24 protein-coding genes are annotated in these 20,924 nt (G+C 70.6%); 10 read left to right on the top strand and 14 right to left on the bottom strand.

The window, feature by feature from the left end:
• Nucleotide 1: 1 nt before the first annotated feature.
• Nucleotides 2-757: an NYN domain-containing protein gene (locus SK571_RS23040; RefSeq protein WP_319986158.1), complete on the top strand. Its 756-nt coding sequence runs from the start codon at nt 2-4 to the stop codon at nt 755-757.
• Between the two features lie 86 nt (nt 758-843).
• Here SK571_RS23040 and SK571_RS23035 read toward each other — a convergent pair whose 3' ends face one another.
• From SK571_RS23035 to modA, 6 genes are all read right to left on the bottom strand, one after another.
• Complete coding sequence (locus tag SK571_RS23035) at nt 844-1,866, bottom strand: LLM class flavin-dependent oxidoreductase (RefSeq protein ID WP_319986157.1); 1,023 nt, start codon at nt 1,864-1,866, stop codon at nt 844-846.
• A gap of 58 nt (nt 1,867-1,924) precedes the next feature.
• Complete coding sequence (gene paaK / locus SK571_RS23030; protein ID WP_319986156.1) at nt 1,925-3,223, bottom strand: phenylacetate--CoA ligase PaaK; 1,299 nt, start codon at nt 3,221-3,223, stop codon at nt 1,925-1,927.
• A gap of 26 nt (nt 3,224-3,249) precedes the next feature.
• A complete protein-coding gene (locus SK571_RS23025; RefSeq protein ID WP_319986155.1) occupies nt 3,250-4,026 on the bottom strand; it encodes an HD domain-containing protein in 777 nt (258 codons plus the stop codon).
• 219 nt (nt 4,027-4,245) lie between these two features.
• The gene (locus SK571_RS23020) at nt 4,246-5,292 is read right to left on the bottom strand and encodes an ABC transporter ATP-binding protein (protein ID WP_319986154.1); all 1,047 of its coding nucleotides are present in this window, start codon (nt 5,290-5,292) and stop codon (nt 4,246-4,248) included.
• On the bottom strand, nt 5,289-6,086 hold the full coding sequence (modB, locus tag SK571_RS23015) for a molybdate ABC transporter permease subunit (protein WP_319986153.1): 798 nt from the start codon (nt 6,084-6,086) through the stop codon (nt 5,289-5,291). Before modB ends, SK571_RS23020 begins: the two co-directional genes overlap by 4 nt.
• Nucleotides 6,083-6,856 (bottom strand): molybdate ABC transporter substrate-binding protein, encoded by a 774-nt coding sequence (gene modA / locus SK571_RS23010; protein ID WP_406602021.1) that lies wholly within the window; start codon nt 6,854-6,856, stop codon nt 6,083-6,085. The genes modB and modA overlap by 4 nt, the downstream gene beginning before the upstream one ends.
• A gap of 169 nt (nt 6,857-7,025) precedes the next feature.
• Between modA and SK571_RS23005 the strand changes: the two genes are divergently transcribed.
• From SK571_RS23005 to SK571_RS22990, 4 genes are all read left to right on the top strand, one after another.
• Nucleotides 7,026-7,982, top strand: coding sequence for a threonine ammonia-lyase (locus SK571_RS23005; RefSeq protein ID WP_319986151.1), 957 nt, complete (start codon nt 7,026-7,028; stop codon nt 7,980-7,982).
• 170 nt (nt 7,983-8,152) lie between these two features.
• Complete coding sequence (locus SK571_RS23000) at nt 8,153-8,839, top strand: ankyrin repeat domain-containing protein (RefSeq protein ID WP_319986150.1); 687 nt, start codon at nt 8,153-8,155, stop codon at nt 8,837-8,839.
• A 38-nt stretch (nt 8,840-8,877) separates the two neighbouring features.
• Entirely contained in the window at nt 8,878-9,084 is a 207-nt protein-coding gene (locus SK571_RS22995) for a DUF2795 domain-containing protein (RefSeq protein WP_319986149.1), read from the top strand.
• A gap of 5 nt (nt 9,085-9,089) precedes the next feature.
• Nucleotides 9,090-10,412, top strand: a complete 1,323-nt coding sequence (locus SK571_RS22990) for a sodium:proton exchanger (RefSeq protein WP_406602020.1) — start codon at nt 9,090-9,092, stop codon at nt 10,410-10,412.
• A gap of 39 nt (nt 10,413-10,451) precedes the next feature.
• On the opposite strand, the gene SK571_RS22985 is transcribed toward SK571_RS22990, so the two are convergent.
• Both SK571_RS22985 and SK571_RS22980 read right to left on the bottom strand, forming a co-directional pair.
• Complete coding sequence (locus SK571_RS22985) at nt 10,452-11,033, bottom strand: transglycosylase family protein (RefSeq protein WP_319986147.1); 582 nt, start codon at nt 11,031-11,033, stop codon at nt 10,452-10,454.
• Nucleotides 11,034-11,302: 269 nt separating this feature from the next.
• Entirely contained in the window at nt 11,303-11,704 is a 402-nt protein-coding gene (locus SK571_RS22980; protein ID WP_319986146.1) for a hypothetical protein, read from the bottom strand.
• Nucleotides 11,705-11,819: 115 nt separating this feature from the next.
• Here SK571_RS22980 and SK571_RS22975 point away from each other — a divergent pair, with 115 nt between their 5' ends.
• Complete coding sequence (locus tag SK571_RS22975) at nt 11,820-12,779, top strand: carboxylate-amine ligase (protein WP_319986145.1); 960 nt, start codon at nt 11,820-11,822, stop codon at nt 12,777-12,779.
• A gap of 34 nt (nt 12,780-12,813) precedes the next feature.
• Nucleotides 12,814-13,776, top strand: a complete 963-nt coding sequence (locus SK571_RS22970) for an iron-containing redox enzyme family protein (RefSeq protein WP_319986144.1) — start codon at nt 12,814-12,816, stop codon at nt 13,774-13,776.
• Here SK571_RS22970 and SK571_RS22965 read toward each other — a convergent pair.
• A complete protein-coding gene (locus tag SK571_RS22965; RefSeq protein WP_319986143.1) occupies nt 13,698-13,925 on the bottom strand; it encodes a CDGSH iron-sulfur domain-containing protein in 228 nt (75 codons plus the stop codon). The genes SK571_RS22970 and SK571_RS22965 overlap by 79 nt on opposite strands.
• Complete coding sequence (locus tag SK571_RS22960; protein ID WP_319986142.1) at nt 13,867-14,556, bottom strand: HemK2/MTQ2 family protein methyltransferase; 690 nt, start codon at nt 14,554-14,556, stop codon at nt 13,867-13,869. The genes SK571_RS22965 and SK571_RS22960 overlap by 59 nt, the downstream gene beginning before the upstream one ends.
• Before the next feature lie 111 nt (nt 14,557-14,667).
• On the opposite strand from SK571_RS22960, the gene SK571_RS22955 reads away from it, so the two are divergent.
• Complete coding sequence (locus SK571_RS22955; RefSeq protein WP_319986141.1) at nt 14,668-15,858, top strand: zinc-dependent alcohol dehydrogenase; 1,191 nt, start codon at nt 14,668-14,670, stop codon at nt 15,856-15,858.
• Between the two features lie 79 nt (nt 15,859-15,937).
• Here the strand turns inward: SK571_RS22955 and SK571_RS22950 are convergent, their stop codons facing one another.
• Nucleotides 15,938-16,381 carry a DUF4383 domain-containing protein gene (locus SK571_RS22950; protein WP_319986140.1) on the bottom strand — a complete coding sequence of 148 codons (444 nt, stop codon included), beginning with the start codon at nt 16,379-16,381 and terminating at the stop codon, nt 15,938-15,940.
• Nucleotides 16,382-16,707: 326 nt separating this feature from the next.
• On the opposite strand from SK571_RS22950, the gene SK571_RS22945 reads away from it, so the two are divergent.
• Both SK571_RS22945 and SK571_RS22940 read left to right on the top strand, forming a co-directional pair.
• The gene (locus SK571_RS22945; protein ID WP_319986139.1) at nt 16,708-18,723 is read left to right on the top strand and encodes a catalase; all 2,016 of its coding nucleotides are present in this window, start codon (nt 16,708-16,710) and stop codon (nt 18,721-18,723) included.
• A complete protein-coding gene (locus SK571_RS22940; protein WP_319986138.1) occupies nt 18,720-19,136 on the top strand; it encodes an ankyrin repeat domain-containing protein in 417 nt (138 codons plus the stop codon). Before SK571_RS22945 ends, SK571_RS22940 begins: the two co-directional genes overlap by 4 nt.
• Nucleotides 19,137-19,181: 45 nt before the next feature.
• Here SK571_RS22940 and SK571_RS22935 read toward each other — a convergent pair whose 3' ends face one another.
• The 3 genes from SK571_RS22935 to SK571_RS22925 all read right to left on the bottom strand — a co-directional run bounded on the left by SK571_RS22935 (nt 19,182) and on the right by SK571_RS22925 (nt 20,902).
• Complete coding sequence (locus tag SK571_RS22935) at nt 19,182-19,355, bottom strand: hypothetical protein (RefSeq protein WP_319986137.1); 174 nt, start codon at nt 19,353-19,355, stop codon at nt 19,182-19,184.
• Between the two features lie 138 nt (nt 19,356-19,493).
• Complete coding sequence (locus SK571_RS22930; protein WP_319986136.1) at nt 19,494-19,880, bottom strand: ATP-binding protein; 387 nt, start codon at nt 19,878-19,880, stop codon at nt 19,494-19,496.
• On the bottom strand, nt 19,877-20,902 hold the full coding sequence (locus tag SK571_RS22925) for a PP2C family protein-serine/threonine phosphatase (RefSeq protein WP_319986135.1): 1,026 nt from the start codon (nt 20,900-20,902) through the stop codon (nt 19,877-19,879). The genes SK571_RS22930 and SK571_RS22925 overlap by 4 nt, the downstream gene beginning before the upstream one ends.
• Nucleotides 20,903-20,924: the final 22 nt, after the last annotated feature.

The raw sequence follows: 20,924 nt of genomic DNA, 5'->3' as shown, positions 1-20,924 counted from the left end.
CGTGGCCACTGCCAATGAGAGCGCCGTCAAACTCGCGGTGCTGATCGACGCGGACAACGCCCAGCCCTCGATCACCGAGGCGCTGCTGGCGGAGATCGCCAAGTACGGCACCGCACACGTCAAACGCGCGTACGGCGACTGGACCGGCACCAACCTCAAGGGCTGGAAGGACCACCTGCTGGCCCAGTCGATCCAGCCGATCCAGCAGTTCGCCTACACGACCGGCAAGAACGCGACCGACGCCGCGATGGTCATCGACGCGATGGACCTGCTGTACTCCGACCGCTTCGACGGCTTCTGCATCGTCTCGAGCGACTCCGACTTCACCCGCCTCGCCGCCCGCCTGCGCGAGTCCGGCCTCACCGTCTACGGCTTCGGCGAACGCAAGACGCCCAAGCCGTTCGTCGCGGCCTGCGACAAGTTCATCTACGTCGAGAACCTCGCCTACCCCGAGGCCGAGGCCCCCGCGGAGACGCCGCTGACGCGGAAGTCGACGGTGTCCGTCGCTCAGCTCAAGGGCGACACCACGCTGGTCAAGCTGCTGCGCAACGCCGTCGAGGCGGCGTCCGACGAGGACGGGTGGGCCTCGCTCGCCGCGGTCGGCAGCATCATCACCAAGCAGCGCCCCGAGTTCGACTCCCGCACGTACGGCTACTCGAAGCTCAGCGACCTGATCACCGCGACGACGCTCTTCGAGGTGGATCGCCGCGTTCAGGGCAAGAAGTCGGCGGTCTACGTGCGCGACCGCCGCCGATGATTCTTTTCGGTCAACACTGAAGCAATAGAGATCGCTGACCCGTTCGCCACGAACGGGTCAGCGGCTCCCCCGCGGGTCAGGTCCCGTCAGCGCCAGCCCAGCGCCGGTGCCACGTGCGTCAGGATGTTCTCCAGGACGTGCACGTTGAACTCGACGCCGAGCTGGTTCGGCACGGTCAGCAGCAGCGTGTCCGCCTCGGCGATCGCCTCGTCCCCCGCCAGCTGCTCGACCAGTACGTCGGGCTCGGCGGCGTAGGAACGGCCGAAGATCGCCTTCTGCGGGCCGTCGATGAAACCGAGCGAGTCCTTGCTCTTGCCGTCGCCGCCGAAGTACATGCGGTCGAGGTCCGTGGTGAGCGCGAAGATGCTGCGCGACACCGAGACGCGCGGCTCGTGCTCCCAGCCGGCCTCGGTCCAGGCCTTGCGGAACGCCCTGATCTGGTCGGCCTGCTGCACGTGGAACGGCGCGCCGCCCTCGTCGAACTTCAGGGTCGAGCTCATGAGGTTCATGCCCTGCTGGGCCGCCCAGGCAGCCGTGCCGTTGGAACCCGCGCCCCACCAGATCCGGTCGCGCAGGCCCGGTGCGTGCGGTTCGAGGCGGAGCAGGCCGGGCGGGTTCGGGAACATCGGGCGCGGGTGCGGCTCCGCGAAGCCGCCGCCCTCCAGCACCTTCAGGAACAGCTCGGCGTGCATGCGGGCCATGTCGGCGTCGGTCTCGCCCTCACCGGGGCCGTAGCCGAAGTGCCGCCAGCCGTCGATGACCTGCTCGGGCGATCCCCGCGAGATGCCGAGCTGCAGCCTTCCGCCGGAGATGAGGTCGGCGGCGCCCGCGTCCTCGGCCATGTACATCGGGTTCTCGTAGCGCATGTCGATCACGCCGGTGCCGATCTCGATGCGGTCGGTCTTCGCGCCGATCGCGGCGAGCAGCGGGAACGGCGAGGCGAGCTGCCGCGCGAAGTGGTGCACGCGGAAGTAGGCGCCGTCCGCACCCAGCTCCTCGGCGGCCACGGCCAGGTCGATCGACTGCAGCAACGTGTCGGCCGCCGACCTCGTCTGCGAGTGCGGGCTGTCCGTCCAGTGCCCGAACGACAGAAAACCGATCTTCTTCATGCCGTCCAAGATAGTTCAATCTTCAAGTAAATGCTGTGACTCGTGCGTCACCTGCTGATCAGCGCTTCGGCCGGCGGTCCACGATCCGCTTCATCTTGCCGACGGACCGCTCGATCCCGCCCGGCGCGACGACGTCCACCGCGACGGTGACGCCGATCGAGTTCTTCACCAGCCGCCGCAGCTCCTCCCCCGCGTCGCCGGCCGCGGCGTCCTCGCGGCGCTCCACGAGCACGGTCAGGTCGTCGAGGTTGCCCGTGCGGCTCAGCACGCACTGGAAGTGCGGCGACAGCGCGGGAACCCGCAGGATCAGCTCCTCGATCTGGGTCGGGAACAGGTTCACGCCGCGCAGGATGATCATGTCGTCGGTGCGGCCGGTGATCTTCTCGATGCGGCGCATGCTCCGCGCGGTGCCCGGCAGCAGGCGGGTCAGGTCACGGGTGCGGTAGCGGATGATCGGCATCGCCTGCTTGGTCAGCGAGGTGAAGACGAGCTCGCCCTCCTCGCCGTCGGGCAGCACCTCCCCGGTGACCGGATCGATGATCTCCGGGTAGAAGTGGTCCTCCCAGACGTGCAGGCCGTCCTTGGTCTCGACGCACTCGCTCGCCACGCCCGGCCCGATCACCTCGGACAGTCCGTAGATGTCCACCGCGTGCATGTCGAGGCGGCGTTCCATCTCGTGGCGCATGTCGTTCGTCCACGGCTCGGCACCGAAGATGCCGACCTTCAGCGAGGTGGTGCGCGGGTCGACGCCCTGACGCTCCATCTCGTCGATGATCGAGAGCATGTACGACGGCGTCACCATGATGACGTCCGGCTCGAAGTCGCGGATCAGCTGGACCTGGCGCTCGGTCATGCCGCCGGACACCGGGACGACCGTGCAGCCCAGCAGTTCCGCGCCCGCGTGCGCGCCGAGTCCGCCGGTGAACAGGCCGTAGCCGTAGGCGTTGTGCAGGACGTGCCCGGCCCGGCCGCCCGCGGCGCGGATGCTGCGCGCCACGACCTTCGCCCACGTGTCCAGGTCGGCTTTCGTGTAGCCGACGACGGTCGGCTTGCCGGTCGTTCCCGACGAGGCGTGCACGCGGGCGACCTCTTCGCGCGGGACGGCGAACATGCCGAACGGGTAGTTGTCCCGCAGGTCGGACTTGGTCGTGAAGGGCAGCTTCGCCAGGTCCGCCAGCGACTTCACGTCGTCGGGGTGCACACCGCTCGCGTCGAGTGAGGCGCGGTAGTGCGGCACGTTCTCGTAGGCGTGGCGGACCGACCACCGCAGCCGTTCGAGCTGCAACGCCCGCAGCTCGTCGATCGAGGCGGTCTCGACGGGCTCCAGGTCGCCCGGCCGCGGGCTCAGGTCCAGCATGCCGCCACCGTAGACGACCGTTCAGCTCAGGAGGCCCGGCGCAGCAGCCGGTGGGTGCGCCGGACCGCCGCGAGGCGTTCGTCGCCGTTCATCGCGAGCGCGCGGACCACCGGGTCCTCCGGTCCCCGCCGCTGCCGGATCTCGGCGAGCCTGCCCTGCACCGTCGTCGGGCTGCCGTCGGGGCCGGTGCTCATGTCGCAGTACCAGAGCGCGTCCCGCAGGCGGCCGCGGTTGTCCGGGAACTCCCCGAGCTCGCCTGCCAGGCCGACGAGCTCGGCGACGGCCGCCGCGCCGGAGTGGTGCGCGACCAGGCCGCAGATCCGTTCCGAGACGCCCGCCCGGCGCAGGTAGCGGGCCCCGTCGAGCGAGTGCAGGCCGGTGTCGCTCACCTCGGCGGCGTAGCCGATGTCGTGCACCCAGGCCGCGGCGACGAGCAGCTCGCGTTCCTCCTCGGGCAGGACGCGTGCCACGTGTTCGGCACGGCGCGCCACCCCGGCCGTGTGCGCCCAGCGACGGGGCAGCTCGGCGGCGAGCAGGCGGCGGGCGGTGTTGCGCGCCCAGGTCGACAGGAACGTTCCCTCCGTCGCCTCGACCGGGAACGCACGCGCCGACGCCCGCACCTCACGGGCCACGAACAACGGCACGTAGTCCTGCAGCCGCGCACTTCCGAACCGTGCGCGCGCACGTTCGATCCACTCGTGCACAAGGCTCGGTGGCACGTCGCCGTACTCGCGAACCAGCTGGGATTCCAGACGCCGGATCTTCTCGTCCGCCTGGCTCACAACATCCGCCGTGGTCGTCACGGGTCCACCGTAAGCTCTGGCGAACCGCCTCGGCCACCGCCGTTCTGCGGGCTTTGGATCACACCGGGGCGGGACCGCCGCCGCGCAGGCGGAGCAGTTCGGCGCGGGCGTGAGCGACCTCGTTCGTCTCGTTTCCCGCGACCGGGCGAGTTCGGTCGCGCCTTCCAGCGGGTGGCGTGCCCTGCGCCGGTCGCGCACCGGCCCGCGGCCATCAAGCCGTCAGGCCGGGTACACGTGGATCTCGGTCGCCTTCACCGCGGCCCACAACGCGTCTCCCGGCCGCAACCGCAGATCGGCGAGAGTGGCCGTCGTGATGTCCGCGAGCACGTTCGGCGCGCCGTCCAGGCGGACGCGGGTGGTGTGCGCGTGCTGTTCGATCCCCTCGACCGTGACCGGCCAGACGTTGCGCGGGCTTCCCTCCGGGCGCTCGGCGTGCAGGCTCACGGCGTTGGGCGGGAACACGACGTGCACCGGACCGTCGACGGGCCGGGGAATCGTGAGCGTGCCGCCTCCGTCCAGGCCGGCCTCGGTGCCGGATGCGGTGCCGCGGTAGAAGTTCAGGCCCACGAGGTTGGCCACGTAGTCGGTGCGCGGCTGGCGGGCGACCTCCGCCGGCGGCCCCGTCTGCACGGCGCGGCCGCCTTCCAGGATCACCAGCCGGTCGGCCAGCACCATGGCGTCCAACGGGTCGTGCGTCACCAGCAGCGTGTGGCCGCCGAAGTCCGCGAGGTGCCGCCCCAGTTCGGAACGGACCTGCAGGCGGGTGCTCGCGTCCAGCGCCGCGAGCGGTTCGTCGAGCAGCAGCAGGCTCGGACCGGTGGCCAGGGCACGGGCCAAAGCGACCCGTTGCGCCTGCCCGCCCGACAACGAGCGCGGCCTGGTCTGGGCGTAGCCGTCCAGCCCGACCCGTCCGAGCCAGCGCGCCGACTCTGCCCGTGCCTCGTTCCGGCGCGTGCCGCGGGCCCTGAGGCCGAACGCGACGTTCTCCAGCGCGGACATGTGCGCGAAGAGCAGGTAGTCCTGGAACACCACGCCGATCGGCCGTTTCTCGGCGGGCACGAACGCATCCGCACCGTCCCAGGTGGACTCGCCGACGGTGATGTGCCCTGAGGTCAACGGGAGCAGGCCCGCCAGAGCGCGCAGCGCGGTGGACTTGCCGGCGCCGTTCGGGCCGAGCAGCGCGACGACCTCGCCCGGTGCGATCGTCAGGCCGAGGTCGAGGGTGAAGGTGCCGCGCGTGACGCGCAGATCAGCGGTCAGGGTCATGTCGGCCCGCTGATCCACCGGTCACGCAGACCGGCCAGCACCCCGACGGACACCAGCAACAGCACGATGCTCAGCACGATCGCCGCGTCCGGATCCGTTTCCAGGGCGAGGTAGACCGCCAGCGGCATGGTCGTCGTCTCGCCGGGGAAGTTGCCCGCGAACGTGATCGTCGCACCGAACTCCCCCAGCGCCCGCGCCCAGCACAGCACCGCGCCCGCCACCACCCCGGGCAGCACCGACGGCAGCGTCACCCGCCGGAACGTCAGCCACCGGGAGGCGCCCAGCGTGGCCGCCGCCTCCTCGTAGCGCGGATCGGCGGCCCGCAGCGCGCCCTCGACCGAGATCACCAGGAACGGCATCGCCACGAACGCCTCCGCGACGACGACCCCGGCCGTGGTGAACGGCAGCGAGATGCCGAACCAGGCGTCGAGGTGCTCGCCGATCAGCCCGCGCCGGCCCAGCACCAGCAACAGCGCGACACCGCCGACGACCGGTGGCAGCACGAGCGGCACGGTGACGAGCGCGCGCAGGAATCCCCGTCCCGGCAAGCCGGACCGCGCCAGCAGCCAGGCCAGCGGGATGCCGAGGAACAGGCACAGCACCGTCGCCAGGGAAGCGCAGATCAACGACAACCGCAGCGCTTCACCGACTTCCGCACTGAGCAAAGTGGACAGCGAGGTCCACGGCGTCTTCACGAGCAGCCCGGCAAGCGGCACCAGCAGGAACGCCAGGCCGATCACGGCGGGGACGACGAGGACGACGGGCAGCCGTCCTCGCACTCGGTTGCGCGTCACGGGCTGTCGAAGCCCGCCGCGCTCAGCACCGCGCGGCCCTCGCCGGACAGCACGAAGTCCACGAAGGCCTTGGCCGCCACGAGGTTGCGCGCCTTGGCCAGCGGGGCGATCGGGTAGTCGTTGACCGCCTGCGCCGACTCGGTGAACTCGACGCTCTCGACCTCGTCACCCGCGGCCTCGACGTCCGTCCGGTAGACGAGCGCGCCGTCGACCTCACCGAGCGAGACCTTGGTGAGCACCGCCTTGACGTCCTGCTCCAGCGTGTCCGGCGCGGGCGTGACCCCGGCCAGTTCGAAGACCTTCTTCGACGCGGCGCCGCACGGCACCTGCTCCGCGCACAGCGCGATCTTCCTGCCGGTGTCCGCGAAGTCCGCGAGCCCGGCGATCCTGCCGGGGTTGCCCTTCGGCACCGCGATGGCGAGCCGGTTCCGCGCGAACGTCCTCGGCGCCTCGGTGATCGTCCTGGTGTCGGTCACCTGCTTCATGTTCGCAGGAGCGGCGCTCGCGAACACGTCGGCGGGCGCGCCCTGGTCGAGCTGCTGCGCGAGCGCCGAACTGCCGCCGAAGTTGAACCTGACCCTCGTGCCGGGGTGGGCGGCCTCGAAGCCCTCGCCCAGCCGGGTGAACGTCTCGGTCAGCGACGCCGCCGCGAACACGGTGACGTCACCGGCGACGGCCCCGGACGCGGTGGCCTGGTCGCCGGAGCCGCACCCCGCGAGCACCAGCGCGGCCGAGGCGGCCACGAGGACGCTGTTCGCGATTCTGGGCATGTTCCGAGCCTCCTGGCGGTCGACCTCGACGCCGATCCGCAGATTCGACACTCACACATCTTAGGTTCCGCTTCTACGGATGCAATGGCCACCCTGGAGGAGCTTCTGCGGATCGCTGCTGCGACCTGCCGTGAGGGGTGCGCGATCCGGCGCACCCTAGGGTGGTGCCATGGCGGACCTGCTGACCATCGACGACGTCCGGGCCGCGGCCGAGGTGCTCGACGGACGGGTGCTGCGCACGCCCACGGTCTCCTCGCCGGGACTGTCCGCGCTGCTGGGCGTTCCGACGACGGTGAAGCTGGAACTGTTGCAGCGCAGCGGTTCGTTCAAGACGCGCGGCGCGTTCGCGAAGATCCTCTCGCTGTCCGCCGAGGACCGGGCGGCCGGTGTCGTCGGGGTCAGCGGCGGCAACCACGGGATCGCGCTGGCCGCCGCCGCGAACGAACTCGGCGTGGCCGCGACCGTCGTGATGCCCTCCACGGCGCCCGCGCGCTCGGTCGAGCTCGCGCGGGCCTCCGGTGCGGACGTGCGGCTCACCGACGGCCTGGCGGCGGCGTTCGCGCTGCTGAACGACCTGGTCGAGGCGGGCGCGACGCTCGTGCACCCCTACGACGACCCGGTCGTGGTCGCAGGCCAGGGCACCGCGGGCCTGGAGTTCGCGACCGACGCGCCGGACGTGACCGACGTGCTGGTCAGCATCGGCGGCGGCGGGTTCGTCTCGGGCATCGCGACGGCGTTCCACGCGCTCGTGCCCGGCGTGCGCGTGTGGGGCGTCGAGGTCGAGGGGGCGGACGCGATGCACCGCGCACTCGCCGCGGGTGGCCCGGTGGAGATCGCGCCGACGTCGATCGTCTCGACCCTCTCGGCGCCGCACGTGTCCCAGCTGACGTACGACCACACCGTCGCGCTGGTCGAGGACGTCCTGGTCGTGTCCGACGCGGATGCCGTGCGGGGGTCGGTGACGCTGGCCGAGACGCAGAAGGTGTGGGCGGAGCCCGCCGCCGGGTGCCTGGTGGCGGCGGCGCCCGCCGTGCTCGAACGGGTCGGTCCTGGTGCGCGGCTGGGCGTCGTGGTGTGCGGCGGCAACGTGACGTTCGCGGACATGGTCCGCTGGACGAACTCCTGAGGGTTGTTCCGCGATTCCGGAAGGTCGCGGGTCATGCTGCGTTCAAGAGCCAAGCCCCGTGCAGCCAGCCCGTATCCGTCCAGGACTGTTTACGGGACAGCCCTTCGCGACAATGCGCCTGGCACGGTTTCGCGCCACAGCACCAGCCCCTCCGACCGCAGAGGACGACAGTGCGACACGACGATCCACTGGCCCTGACCGTCTCCGCCGCGATCCGCGACGGCGACCTCACCACCTTGCGACGACTGCTGGCGGACAACGCGGGCCTGGCGACCGCGCGGATCGTCGACGAGCACGGAGGTGCGCGGACCCTGTTGCACGTGCTGACGGACTGGCCCGCTCACCGCCCCCGCGGCGCGCACACCGTGGCAGTGCTGGTCGCGGCCGGCGCCGATGTCAACGCACGGTTCCAGGGCGCGCACACCGAGACGCCGCTGCACTGGGCCGCCAGCGCCGATGACGTCGAGGTGCTCGACGCGCTGCTCGACGCGGGCGCGGACATCGATGCCGACGGAGCGGTGGTCGGCGGTGGCACTCCGCTGGCCGACGCGCGGGCCTTCGCCCAGTGGCGCGCGGCCCACCGGCTCGTCGAGCGGGGCGCGGCGGTCACGCTGACCGATGCGGCGACGCTCGGGTTGTCCGACCGGCTCGGCGAACTCCTCGTCGGCGCCTCTCCGGATGACGTGAACATCGCGTTCTGGGGCGCGTGCCACGGTGGTCAACGGGAGTGCGCCGAGCGTCTGCTGGCGTCGGGTGCGGACGTGCACTGGTTGCCTCCGTGGGAACCGGTCACGCCGGTGGATGCCGCTGTGCGCAACGGTTTCGACGACCTGGCGGCGTGGCTGCGCCAAGGCTGAGCTGGTTTTCGCACTTCAGTGCTGGGTACTCGGCTGACATGGAGACCGAGGACGAGGAGACCGAGTTGCGGCAGGTGCTGGACGAACTGTCCTATCCGGCCGACAAGGTGCGCATCGTCATCTGTGCCGAGGTCCACGACCTCGGCATCGACGTCCGCCGCCGGCTGCACCACCTGCCCTACCGCCACTACTCCTCTCCGTCCGAGGTGCTGGCCGTGCTGTCGTCCGGCACGGACCGGTCGTGACCCCGTTGGCGGACGAGGACCGGCGCGGTTTTCCGGCACGGCTCCCGCTCGCCGCGCTCGCCGCACTTCCGGGCAGCTACCTGGGAGCGGCGGAGTACCTGGGGTGGCCGCATCCCGACGTCGCTCCCCCGCTGGCGGCCCTGGTCTTCGGCATCGCCATCGTGGGCGCGGCCTTCGTGCTCGCCTGGGCCGCCGAGACCGCCCAGGTGGACGTCAGCGCCGGACTGGCCATCGCCGTGCTCGCACTGGTGGCCGTGCTGCCCGAGTACGCGGTGGACCTGGTGTTCACGTGGGAGGCGGGCCAGGAGTTCGCCCGTGAGGGCACCTGCGTGCCGCCTCCCGGTGAGGCGGACCCGTGTTCGCTCGCCCTGGCGAACATGACCGGTGCCAACCGGGTGCTCGTCGGCTTCGGCTGGCCCCTGGTCGTGCTCGTGGGCGCGCTCGCGGTCCGGCGGGCCCATCGGGAGAGCGCGTCGACCCACGAGGGACGGATCGAGCTCGCGCCGGTCATGTCGGTCGAGGTCGTGTTCCTCGCCTTGGCCACCCTGTACTCGCTGAGCCTGCCGCTGCGCACGTCGCTCACGATGGTCGACGCCGCGGTCTTCCTCGCGATCTTCGCGGGCTACGCCTGGCGGTTGTCCAAAGCGCCCGTGGAGGAGCCGAAGCTGCTCGGCGTGTCCGAGTGGGTGGGCCGTCAGGAACGCAGGCCGCGGCGCTGGTGGGTGATCGGCATGTTCACCTTCGCCGGCGTCGTCATCCTCGCCACGGCCGAGCACTTCGCCCAGAACCTCGTGGACACCGGCAAGAGCCTCGGCGTGGACGAGTTCCTGCTGGTGCAATGGGTGGCGCCGCTGGCGAGCGAGTCACCGGAGCTCATCGTCGCCTGCCTCTACGCCGCCCGGCTGATGGCCTCGCACTCGCTGGGCACGCTGCTGTCCAGCAAGGTCAACCAGTGGACGCTGCTGGTCGGCACCATCCCGATCGTGTTCGCGATCTCCAGCGGAGGCACGCACGGCCTGCCGCTGGACGGGCACCAGCGCCTGGAACTGCTCCTCACCGCCACCCAGTCGTTGTTCGCGGTGAGCATCCTGGCGAACCTCGGTCTCACCACGATCGGCGCGACGACGCTGTTCGTCCTGTTCGCCGCCCAGTTCACGGCCAGCATCGTGCTGCCGGACGCCGCCAACCGCGTGGTGATCCTCGTCCTGTCCGGGCTCTACGTCGTGCTGGCGGTCGGGCAACTGGTGCGCCGCAGGCACATCGGCGCCCGCACCGCGCGTGACGGCGTGGTGACCCCGTTGCCCGAGCTCGCCGGCAGGTCTTCGTGACGGCGCGAGACCTGTGGCCGACAGGTCCCGCGCCGGACGTCACTTCGTCGCGATCTTGTCGCCCGGCCTGATGAGGTCCGGGTTGGTCAGGAACCGGGCGTTCTTGGCGACCAGCGCCTGCCAGCCTCCCTCGACGCGCAGCTCCTCGGCGATGCTGCTGAGCGTGTCACCGGACTTGACCGTGTAGTCGCCGTCGGGATTGCTCGTGGACGGCGCGGCCAGCGGCACCACGCGCGACGCGGCCTTGCGGCCGGCCGGGCTGTGGCCCTGGCGCACTGGTTGCTCTCCGCCTGTGGCGCGGCGTCCGCACACGCCCCACGCTCCCAGGCCCTGGGTCCGCAGAACGTTTTCCGCGACGCGGATCTGCTCCTCGCGGGACGCCTGGTGGGCGTGGCCGGAGCCGCCGTTGGCCTGCCAGGTCGACTGGCTGAACTGAAGTCCGCCGTAGTAGCCGTTGCCGGTGTTGGTCGACCAGTTGTTCCCGCTTTCGCACTGCGCGATCCGGTCCCAGTCGACCGGGGCCGAGGCTGAGGCGACCGTGCCGAACGTGGTGACGAGAGCCGTCGCGGAGAAGGCGATGAGCACGACGCGACTGGTGATGTTGCCACGAAGATGACGCATGTCCCTTTGGCACCTCGTCCCGCTCTCACCCGCGAGGGCGCCTGTCCGACGAGGGATTCGTCCATGGCATGGACAAGGCGCGCCGCTGGACAGGTGAGCGCACGGCGAACCCTGGTGGTGCGGCGGTCTCACGACCGCTGGGCAGGACCGTAGGAACGTCGCGCCGGATCCGCACGGCCGGAGGCGGACAAGATCACCCGATAGGTGATGATCTCCGGATCGGTGCGTAAATGGCGAAAAACACGTGTCCGCTCACCCGTCGCAAGGGGTCATCGGTCGGTCCTGCCGGGGTTCTCCGAGTACGCGGCGGCGCTGAGCCGCTGACGTTCGCGCTTGAGCTGCTTCTCCAGGCCGTGCCGCTCGCCGTCCGCCAGGTCGTTCCGCACGGCGCGTTCGACGTCGCGGAACACGTCGTGGTACATGTCGTCGTACTCCTCGACGATCTGGAAGGTCCACCGTCCAGGAAGGACGTTGCGGCCGAGCAGCTCCCGTTGGACGCGGTTCGCGTGCTCCTCGTGCCCCGCCTCGCGCAGCGCCGTGACCGCGTCACCGAGCTCGAAGTCGGCGGTGCCGGTGAGCTGGTGGAACGAGTACAGGTGACCTCGCGCGCGTTCGGTGGTCTCCAGCGCCTTGCGGAGCTTGCCGAGAGCCTCGATCGTCTTGTCGTCCATACCGGGCCGAGTACCCCGTTGTGGTTCACCCCTATCGCACGGGGGTACTCGGGCAGCGACGTCCAGGGAGAGCGGAGATGGGCACTTGCGGGATGCGTGTGCTGACACCGTTGGGGTGGAAGAGGAGTTCCTGCTCGTCGACGCGGCTTCCCAGCGAACGGTGATGCGCGCGCATGCCGTGCTGGCGCGGGTGCGGGACACCGAGATGACGAAGTTCCACGCGGAGCTGGCCGGAACTCAAGTGGAGGCCGCGACCGGGCCCTGCACCAGCGTCGCCGCTCTGGGCGAGGCGCTCGCGCAGGCCCGTTCGATGCTCGCCGACGCTGCCGGTGCGGAAGGCCTGGAGCTGATCTCCCGTGGCACGCCGGTCAAAGCCTCGACGCGTTCGGTCGTCGCGGACGGCGCACGGTTCCACCGCGTCCTCGACACGTACGCGGGCGTCGTCGAGGACTACGAGGCAAGCGGCTGCCACGTGCACGTCGGTGTGCCGGACCGCGAAACCGCGGTGGCCGTGCTGAACCACGTGCGGCCGTGGCTACCGACCCTGCTGGCCCTGTCCGCCAACTCCCCCGACCACGGCTACGGGAGCTGGCGGATGGTGCTGCAGTCGAGGTTTCCGGGCTCGGGCGTGCCCCCGCTGTTCCGCGACGCGCGGGACTACGACGCCCACGTCTCCAGAATGGTGACGTGCGGGACGCTCGTGGACGCGGCGCAGTCGTTCTGGCTCGTGCGGCTCGCCTCCCGGCTGCCGACCGTGGAGTTCCGCGCGGCGGACGCAGCCGCGGAGGTCGACGGCGCGATGCTGCAGGCCGCGCTGTCCCGTGCTCTCGTCCACGCCGCCTACGAGGACGTCCAGAAAGGCGCGGAACCTCCCGCGGTGCGCGACGACGTGCTCGCCGCCGCCGTGTGGACGGCGTCCAGGTACGGCATCGACGGCGCCGGGGTCGATCCCTGGCAGGAGTGCCGCGTGCCCGCCACCGTCCTGCTGGACGACCTGGTCGAGCACGTGACGCCCGCGCTGGAGGAGCGCGGCGAACTCGCACTCGTGCGTGAGCTCGTCGCCGCGCGGGTATGACTCCGGGGTGCAACTACCATCGCCACGCGGCCCCTTGTCCGAGCAGGTCGTCGCCACGCTGAACGGCGAACCGGGCGGACGTGCCATCGAGTTCACCGACGCCGACCCGTACGGCGAGGACCTGACCATCGCCCTGCACACGTTGTACGAGCTGCATTACGGCGGTTTCGACGGCGTGCACCCCGGCTGGGAGTGGGATCCGGAACTGCTGCGGCTCCGGGCGCGCGTCGAGGACGTCTTCCTCAGCCGGCTCCGGTCCGACGTGGACGGCGGCGACGACCTCGACACAGTCCTCGGAGACCTCCTGGTCGAGCACGTTCCCGGCAGCGGGGTGTCGCACCACCTGCGCGACGACGGGACCTGGGACCAGATGTGCGAGTACTTCGCGCATCGTTCGGTGTACCACCACAAGGAAGCCGACCCGCACGCGTGGGTCATCCCCCGGTTGCGGGGCAGGGCGAAGGCCGCGCTGGTGGCGGTGGAGTTCGACGAGTTCGGCGGCGGGCGGGCCGATCGCATGCACTCACGGCTCTACGCGGACCTGCTCGAAGGCGCGGGCATGTCCTCCGACTACCTGCACTACCTCGACGACGTGCCGGCGCCCGCCATCGCGATCGTCAACATGATGTCGCTGTTCGGCCTGCACCGGTCGTTGCGCGGCGCCCTGGTCGGTCACTTCGCCGCGGCCGAGATCACGACGGCGCCGAGTGCCCGGCGCATGGCACAGGCGTTGGAGCGCCTGGGCGCCGACCCGCGATGTGCCGAGTTCTTCACCGAACACATCGAGGCCGACGCCGTGCACGAGCAGATCATGCGCAACGACGTCATCGGTTCGTTGCTGGAGCAGGAACCGTCGCTCAGGGCCGACGTCGTGTTCGGCATCCAGGCGACGGAACACCTCGAGTCACGCCTGGCCGCTCACCTGCTGTCGTCCTGGGAGTCGGGCGAGTCGTCACTGCGGACCCGCCTGCGGTGGCTGGTGTCGCAGAACGGATAGCGCTTGCTGCGCCGGCACGCGCACACCGCGACCACGAACCGGTCGCTGGTGTGCGTGACGCCGTCGTCCGTGACGAGCTCGACCGGTCCCTCAACCAGCACAGGGCCGTTCGGCACGATCGTCACCCTGCGCGAGCGGGGTTCGGTCACCTCGGATCACCACCAGTTCCTCGTCGCGCTGTCCAGGCTCGATCAGGCCGTGCCGTTCCAGGAACGCCGTCCTGGACCGCATGACCGGCCCGAACGGCACCCGGCGCCGTTGCACGACCGAGGCCTTCAGCCCGCACTCGCGCAACTGCTGCAACGTCGTGTCCACTCCGCACAGTGCGGAGTGGACCATCAGCAGCACGCCGCCGGGCGCGAGCAGGTCGAAAGATCGTGCGCACAAGGGGTTCAGGAGTTCGCGACCGTCCAGACCGGCGTCCCACGCCCGCGCCGGTCCTCGCGCGACGCGGTTCGCGGGCACGTACGGCGGGTTGGCCAGCACCAGGTCGAAGCTCTCGTCCCGCACGACGTCGAGCACGTTGCCCTGGCGGACGCGGATCGGCGTGCGGTTCATCACCGCGTTGATCCGCGCCGTCCACACGGCACGCCGGGAAACGTCCACGGCGGTCACATCGGAGGCACCGGCGCGCATGGCGGCCAGCGCGAGGGCGCCCGTGCCGGTCCCGATGTCCAGAACGCGGGCGCCCTGGGGGATCGCTGCCGCGTGGAGCGCTTCGAGCAGAAGCGCGGTGTCGTCTTGGGGCGCGTACACGCCCCGCGTCCTGAGCAACATCACGAACGTGGAATCGGCCTGCTACAACGCCTTGAAACAACGTGACTTCGCGTGTTTGCGAGCCCGTGACGAGGGCACCCGCCCCACAACTGTGATTTTTGGGAAGGAGCGCCGATGAAGGCGGTCACCTGGCACGGCAAGCGCGACGTCCGGGTGGACACTGTGCCCGATCCGCGGATCGAGTCCCCTACGGACGCCGTCATCCGAGTCACCTCCACGGGTGTGTGCGGCTCGGATCTGCACCTGTACGAGGTGCTCGGCCCGTTCATGACCGAGGGCGACGTCCTGGGACACGAACCGATGGGCATCGTGGAGGAGGTCGGCGCGGAGGTCACCTCGCTCAAGGCCGGCGACCGCGTGGTCGTCCCGTTCAACATCTCCTGCGGCCACTGCTTCATGTGCGAGCGCGGCCTGCAGTCGCAGTGCGAGACGACCCAGGTCACCAGCGAGGGCAAGGGCGCGGCGCTGCTCGGCTACACGAAGCTCTACGGGCAGGTGCCCGGCGGCCAGGCCGAGTACCTGCGGGTGCCGCAGGCGCAGTACGGGCCGATCAAGGTTCCGGACGGGCCACCGGACGACCGGTTCGTCTACCTGTCCGACGTGCTGCCGACGGCCTGGCAGGCGGTGGAGTACGCCGAGATCCCGGCGGGCGGCTCCGTCGTGATCTTCGGTCTCGGGCCGATCGGGCAGATGTGCGCCCGCGTCGCCCTGCACAAGGGCGCCGGACAGGTCATCGGGATCGACCTCGTGTCCGAACGCCTGGCGAGGGCCGAGGCGCACGGGGCGACGGTGCTCGACACGCGCGACCACGACGACATCGGCGACGCCGTCCGCGCGCTCACCTCGGGCCGGGGCGCGGACTCCGTCATCGACGCGGTGGGCATGGAGGCGCACGGCGCACCGGCCGCCCGGATCGCGCACAACCTGGTGGCCGCACTGCCGAAGGCCGCCGGTGCGCTCATCACCGAGAAGGCGGGCATCGACCGGCTGAGCGTGCTGTACGCCGCCATCGACTCGGTGCGGCGCGGCGGCACGATCTCGCTGTCCGGCGTGTACGGCGGCATGATCGACCCGATGCCCATGATGGAACTGTTCGACAAGCAGGTCAGGCTCCACATGGGACAGGCGAACGTGCGGCGCTGGGTCGACGAGATCCTGCCGCTGCTCTCCGGCACCGACGACCCTCTCGGCGTCGACGACTTCGCCACCCACCGGCTGCCGCTGCACGAAGCACCGCGCGCCTACGAGATGTTCCAGAAGAAGCTCCACGGAGCCCAGAAGGTCCTGCTGCAACCGGCGAGCTGAGAAGCCGCCTCAGCGAAACGGTGGGCATCGCGCTTGCGATGCCCACCGTTTCGCCGTCACCGGGAATACCGCACCCCGATCAGTGCCTGCGCGCGACCCGGCCGCGGCCCAGCGCCAGACCGAGCCCGATCATGCCGACGCCCAGGAACAGGTGCAGCCAGTTGTCGGCCGTGTTGAACGGCACGAAGTTGGCCTCGCTGTCGTGGTCGATCACCAACCCGTACAGCCACAGCACCAGGTAGACCGCTCCGCCGCCCACGAGGTACCAGTACGCGCCGCCGGCCGTGCGGGCCATCAGGAACCCGGCCACGCCGAAGGCGAGGTGGACGACGTTGTGGAACACCGACACCGCGAACAGCCCCAGCAGCATCGCCTGGGACTCGTGGCCGGCCAACTCCAGCGCTTCGTAGTTCGTGGTCAGGCCGGGGATGAACCCGGCGATGCCCACCAGGGTGAACACCGCGGCCACGGCCATCGCGGCGGTCTGGATCGTGCCACGCCGCGCCGTTTCGGTTCGGGACATGACGACTCCCTTGAACGTGAGCCCGTTTCGGACGCGATCGGCTACCCCTTCGAAATCGCTCCAAACGTTTGTGGGCCAAGTGGTTGGCATCCGCGGACCACCGGGTACTGCCTCACTGACATTCCTGTGCGGTAGGAGGACGCAGTGGCGAGCAAGAAGCCAGGCAAGGTCGTGAAGGCGGCGGTGGAGAAGGCGGTCGACAAGGTCACCGAGCTGGTCAACCCGCCGATCCCCGGCGCCCCGAACAGCGAGCCGCCGTCGCTTGAGGAGCCGACCGAGCCGAGGGGGCCGTTGCCGCCCAAGCACGACCAGACAGGGCCGGAGAGGTGTCGCCGACCGGCGCCCCGACCGGGGCACCCAAGCTGTCCCAGGGCCAGCAGGGTGAGTTCCTCACCACCTCCGCCGGCGCGCGGCTGCACGACACCGACCACTCCCTGAAGGCCGGAGAGCGCGGGCCGACGCTGCTGCAGGACCACCACCTGCGCGAGAAGGTCATGCACTTCGACCACGAACGCATTCCGGAGCGGGTCGTCCACGCGCGTGGATACGGGGCGCACGGCACGTTCGTCGGCTACGGCACGGCCACGAACGTCTGCATGGCCGGGTTCCTCGGCGACGGCGTGGAAACGCCCGTGTTCGTCCGGTTCTCGACGGTGCTGGGCTCGCGCGGGTCGGCGGACACCGTGCGGGACACCCGCGGGTTCGCGACGAAGTTCTACACCCAGGAGGGCAACTTCGACCTGGTGGGCAACAACATCCCGGTCTTCTTCATCCAGGACGGGATCAAGTTCCCGGACGTGATCCACGCGGGCAAACCCCACCCGGACCGCGAGATCCCGCAGGCGCAGAGCGCGCACGACACGTTCTGGGACTTCGTGTCGACCCACACCGAGGCCACCCATCACGTCATGTGGAACATGTCCGACCGCGGCATCCCCCGGTCGTACCGCACGATGGAGGGATTCGGCGTCCACACGTTCCGCCTCGTCAACGCCGAGGGCGCGACCGCGCTCGCGAAGTTCCACTGGAAGCCGAAGCTGGGCGTGCACTCCCTGGTGTGGGAGGAGGCCCAGATGGCCGGCGGCTTCGACCCCGACTTCCACCGCCGCGACCTCGCCGATGCCATCGAGTCCGGCGCGTACCCGCAGTGGGAGCTCGGCCTGCAGATCATGCCCGACACCCCGCAGCAGACCTTCGAGGGCATCGACCTGCTCGACCCGACGAAGATCGTCCCGGAGGAGCTCGCACCGGTGCAGCCGGTCGGGTTGCTGACGCTCAACCGCAACCCGCAGAACTACTTCGCGGAGACCGAGCAGGTGGCGTTCCACCTCGGCAACCTGGTGCCGGGCATCGACGTGACCGACGACCCGCTGCTCCAGGCCCGTCTGTTCTCCTATTTGGACACCCAGCTGACCAGGCTCGCGGGACCGAACTTCAACCAGATCCCGATCAACCGCCCGCACGTGCCGGTCAACGACATGCTCCGCGACGGGTTCCACCAGCAGGCGGTGCACGCGGGCGTGGCCCCCTACCGGCCGAACACGCTCGACGGCGGCAACCCGTTCGTCGCGAAGGCCCAGGACCGGCCGCTCGTCGAGGTGGCGCAGCCGTTGCCGCGGGCCGTCAAGGTTCGTGAGGCACCGAAGTCGTTCGCGGACCACTACACGCAGCCGAGGCTGTTCTGGCAGAGCCTCTCGCCGGTCGAGAAGGAACACCTCGTCGCCGCGTTCACCTTCGAGCTGGGCAAGTGCTACGAGCAGGCGATCAAGGAACGCGAGCTGCTGGTGCTGGCCAACGTCGACCCCGTCCTGTGCGCCGAGGTGGCCAAGGGGCTGGGACTTCCGGTGCCGGCCAAGGCCAAGCTGAAGAAGGTCACGCCGAGTCCGGCCCTGTCGCAGGTCGGGCAGACGTGGCCGACGGATGGCCGCATCATCGGAATCGTGGTCGACCCGGCCGATCTCGACGGTGTGCGCACGGTGCGCGAGACCGTCCTGGCGGGCGGAATGGTCCCGTTGCTGATCGCTCCGACCGGCGGGCCGCTCGGCGACAGCGGTCTGGTCGCGCAGCGCACGTTCCTCACCGCGCGCTCGATCGAGTTCGACGCGCTGCTGGTCGCGGGCAACGCCACCGACCCGCGCGTCAGCCTCATGATCCAGGAGTGCTTCCGCCACGCCAAGGCCATCGGCGCGTGGGGCACCGGGCGCACCGCCGTGGAGGCCGCCGGCTGCGGGACGGGACCGGGGATCGTGATCGACGACAGCCCATCGGAGGTCCTCGCGGAGGTGACCACCCTGCTCGGCGCCCACCGCGTGTGGGACCGCTTCCCCCCGGCCATCGCATGAGCGGCCAGGAGGCGCTCACCGAGCAGGAACTCGCCTTCCTCCGCTCGATGTTCGACCTGGCCCGGTCCGGGGACACGGCACGGCTGGCGGAGGCGATCGACGCGGGGATACCGGTCAACCTCACCAACGGTGCGGGCGACACCCTGCTGATCCTCGCCGCCTACCACTGCCGTCCGGACGCGGTCCAGGCGTTGCTGGAGCGGGGCGCCGACACCGGCCGGGTCAACGACCGGGGGCAGACCGCACTGGGAGCGGCGGTGTTCCGGCGCTCGGAACGCATCGTCCGCCTGCTGCTCGACGCGGGGGCGGAGCCCGCTCTCGGACCGAGGTCCGCGCTCGACGTCGCCCGGCACTTCGACCTGCCGGAGATGCTGGCGCTGCTGACCCCCGTCAGCGGAGCAGCCAAGCGGTGAGAGCACGTGTGGGCGGGGCGGCACCGCGTTGCCCCGCCCGCAGGCCTACTGGGGAGCGATGTCCACGATCAGCGGCCACATCACCATGTCGAGCGTCAGGTCGTTGCGGATCAGGGGGATCCAGCGCAGGTTCGTGCCGGGGTCGACGATCTCCGGCCCGACCGCGACCGCGCGCCGGAACGGCGGCTCCGCGGACGGCGAGGGATCGAAGTACGTCACGACCGCACCGTTCTCGAGGTGCTCGGTGACGGTTCTTCCGACTTCCGGCGGCCGTGATGGTTCGCCGCGGGGCGCTGACGGTGTGGTGGCCATGGCGAGAAATACCCCGGCCGGACCGGGGTAACCGCGGCGACCGGGTCAGGTTCCGGCGCACTCCACCAGGGCGAACACCGTCTTGCCGCTCTTGCCGCACGGACGGCAGCCCCACTTGCGCGAGATGTCGGCCACCACGACGATTCCCCTGCCGCGGGTCTCCCCCAGGCGCGAACGGCCGTACACCGGTCGCACGGCGGACTCGTCGTCCACCTCGACCGTCACCGCACAGGGCTCCTGACCGCGCAGGATCCGCAGGTGGCCGGTGCTGGAGGTGTGGTCGAGGACGTTCGCGACGAGTTCGGTCACCACGAGCTGCACGTCGTAGAGGTGGTCCTCGCCGAGGTCATGCAGGGCGACGGCGAGATCGAGGCGCAACGAGGCCATCGACATGCCCGCCCGCACCGGCAGGTCGACCACGCGGGCCGTCATCCGAGCCGTCGCAGCAGGAGCAGGGCGATGTCGTCCTGCTTGCCCTGCCCCAGTTCGGCGAGCAGGCGGTCGGCGAGGTGGTCCATGTCCTCGGTGTTCGACACGGTCGCGCGCAGCTTCTCCATGCCCTCGTCCAGGTCGATGCCCGGCCGTTCGACGAGGCCGTCGGTCGTCAGCACGACGGTGGTCGCCGGCGGCAGCGGCAGCACGGTGGCCTCCGGCCGCTCCAACCCGATGCCCAGCAACGGCCCGCGCAAGCTGACGTAGTGAGCGCCCCGGTCGTCGACGACCAGAGGCGGCACGTGACCGGCGTTCGCGACGGCCATCGTGCCCGCCTCCAGGTCGACCTCCAGCAGGCACATGGTGGTGAGGCCGCTGATCGGGTGGAACCGCTCGAGCAGGGCGTCGGCCCGGCGCAGGATCTCGGCCGGCCGATGGCCCTCCACGGCGTAGGCGCGCAGGGTGTGCCGCACCTCCCCCATCACCGTCGCGGCCTCGATCGAGTGGCCGCACACGTCACCGATGGCGATCAGCAGGTTCCCGTCGAGCTCGATCACGTCGTAGAAGTCGCCGCCGATCTCGGCGTTGCTCGACGCCGGCACGTACCTGGCCGTCATCGGCAGTTCCGGGCGGTGCGGCAACGTGCGGGGCAGGAGGCTGCGCTGCAACGTGAGCGCGAGCGAGTGCTCCTCGGCGAACGTGTGCAGGCCTTCGGCGGCCAGCGCGGTCGCCTGGGCGAGCTGGCGCAGCAGGTTCCGGTCGTCGTCCCCGGTCACGGCCCCAGGCCCGACCACGATGCCGATGGGTGGGCGGCGCGGCTTCGTGCGCGCGACCACCGCCACCGCCGACGGATGCCACGGCACGGCACCGGCTTCGACCACGACGACGCCGACTCCCGGGCTGAGCGCCGACATCCACTGGTCGACGTCCTCCGGACGAGGCCGGGTCTCGGTGCCCGCCGTCACGACGCAGACGGCACCGGACGGGGCGGTCAGCACGGCGGTCACCTCCGTGTCGAGCACTCGCGAACATCGAGGCGTGGAC

It is taken from the genome of Lentzea kristufekii (genome assembly GCF_033949925.1).
GTDB classification, from domain to species: domain Bacteria; phylum Actinomycetota; class Actinomycetes; order Mycobacteriales; family Pseudonocardiaceae; genus Lentzea; species Lentzea kristufekii.
Note: the sequence above shows the minus strand (reverse complement) of the source record. Positions and strands in the feature narration are given on the sequence as shown.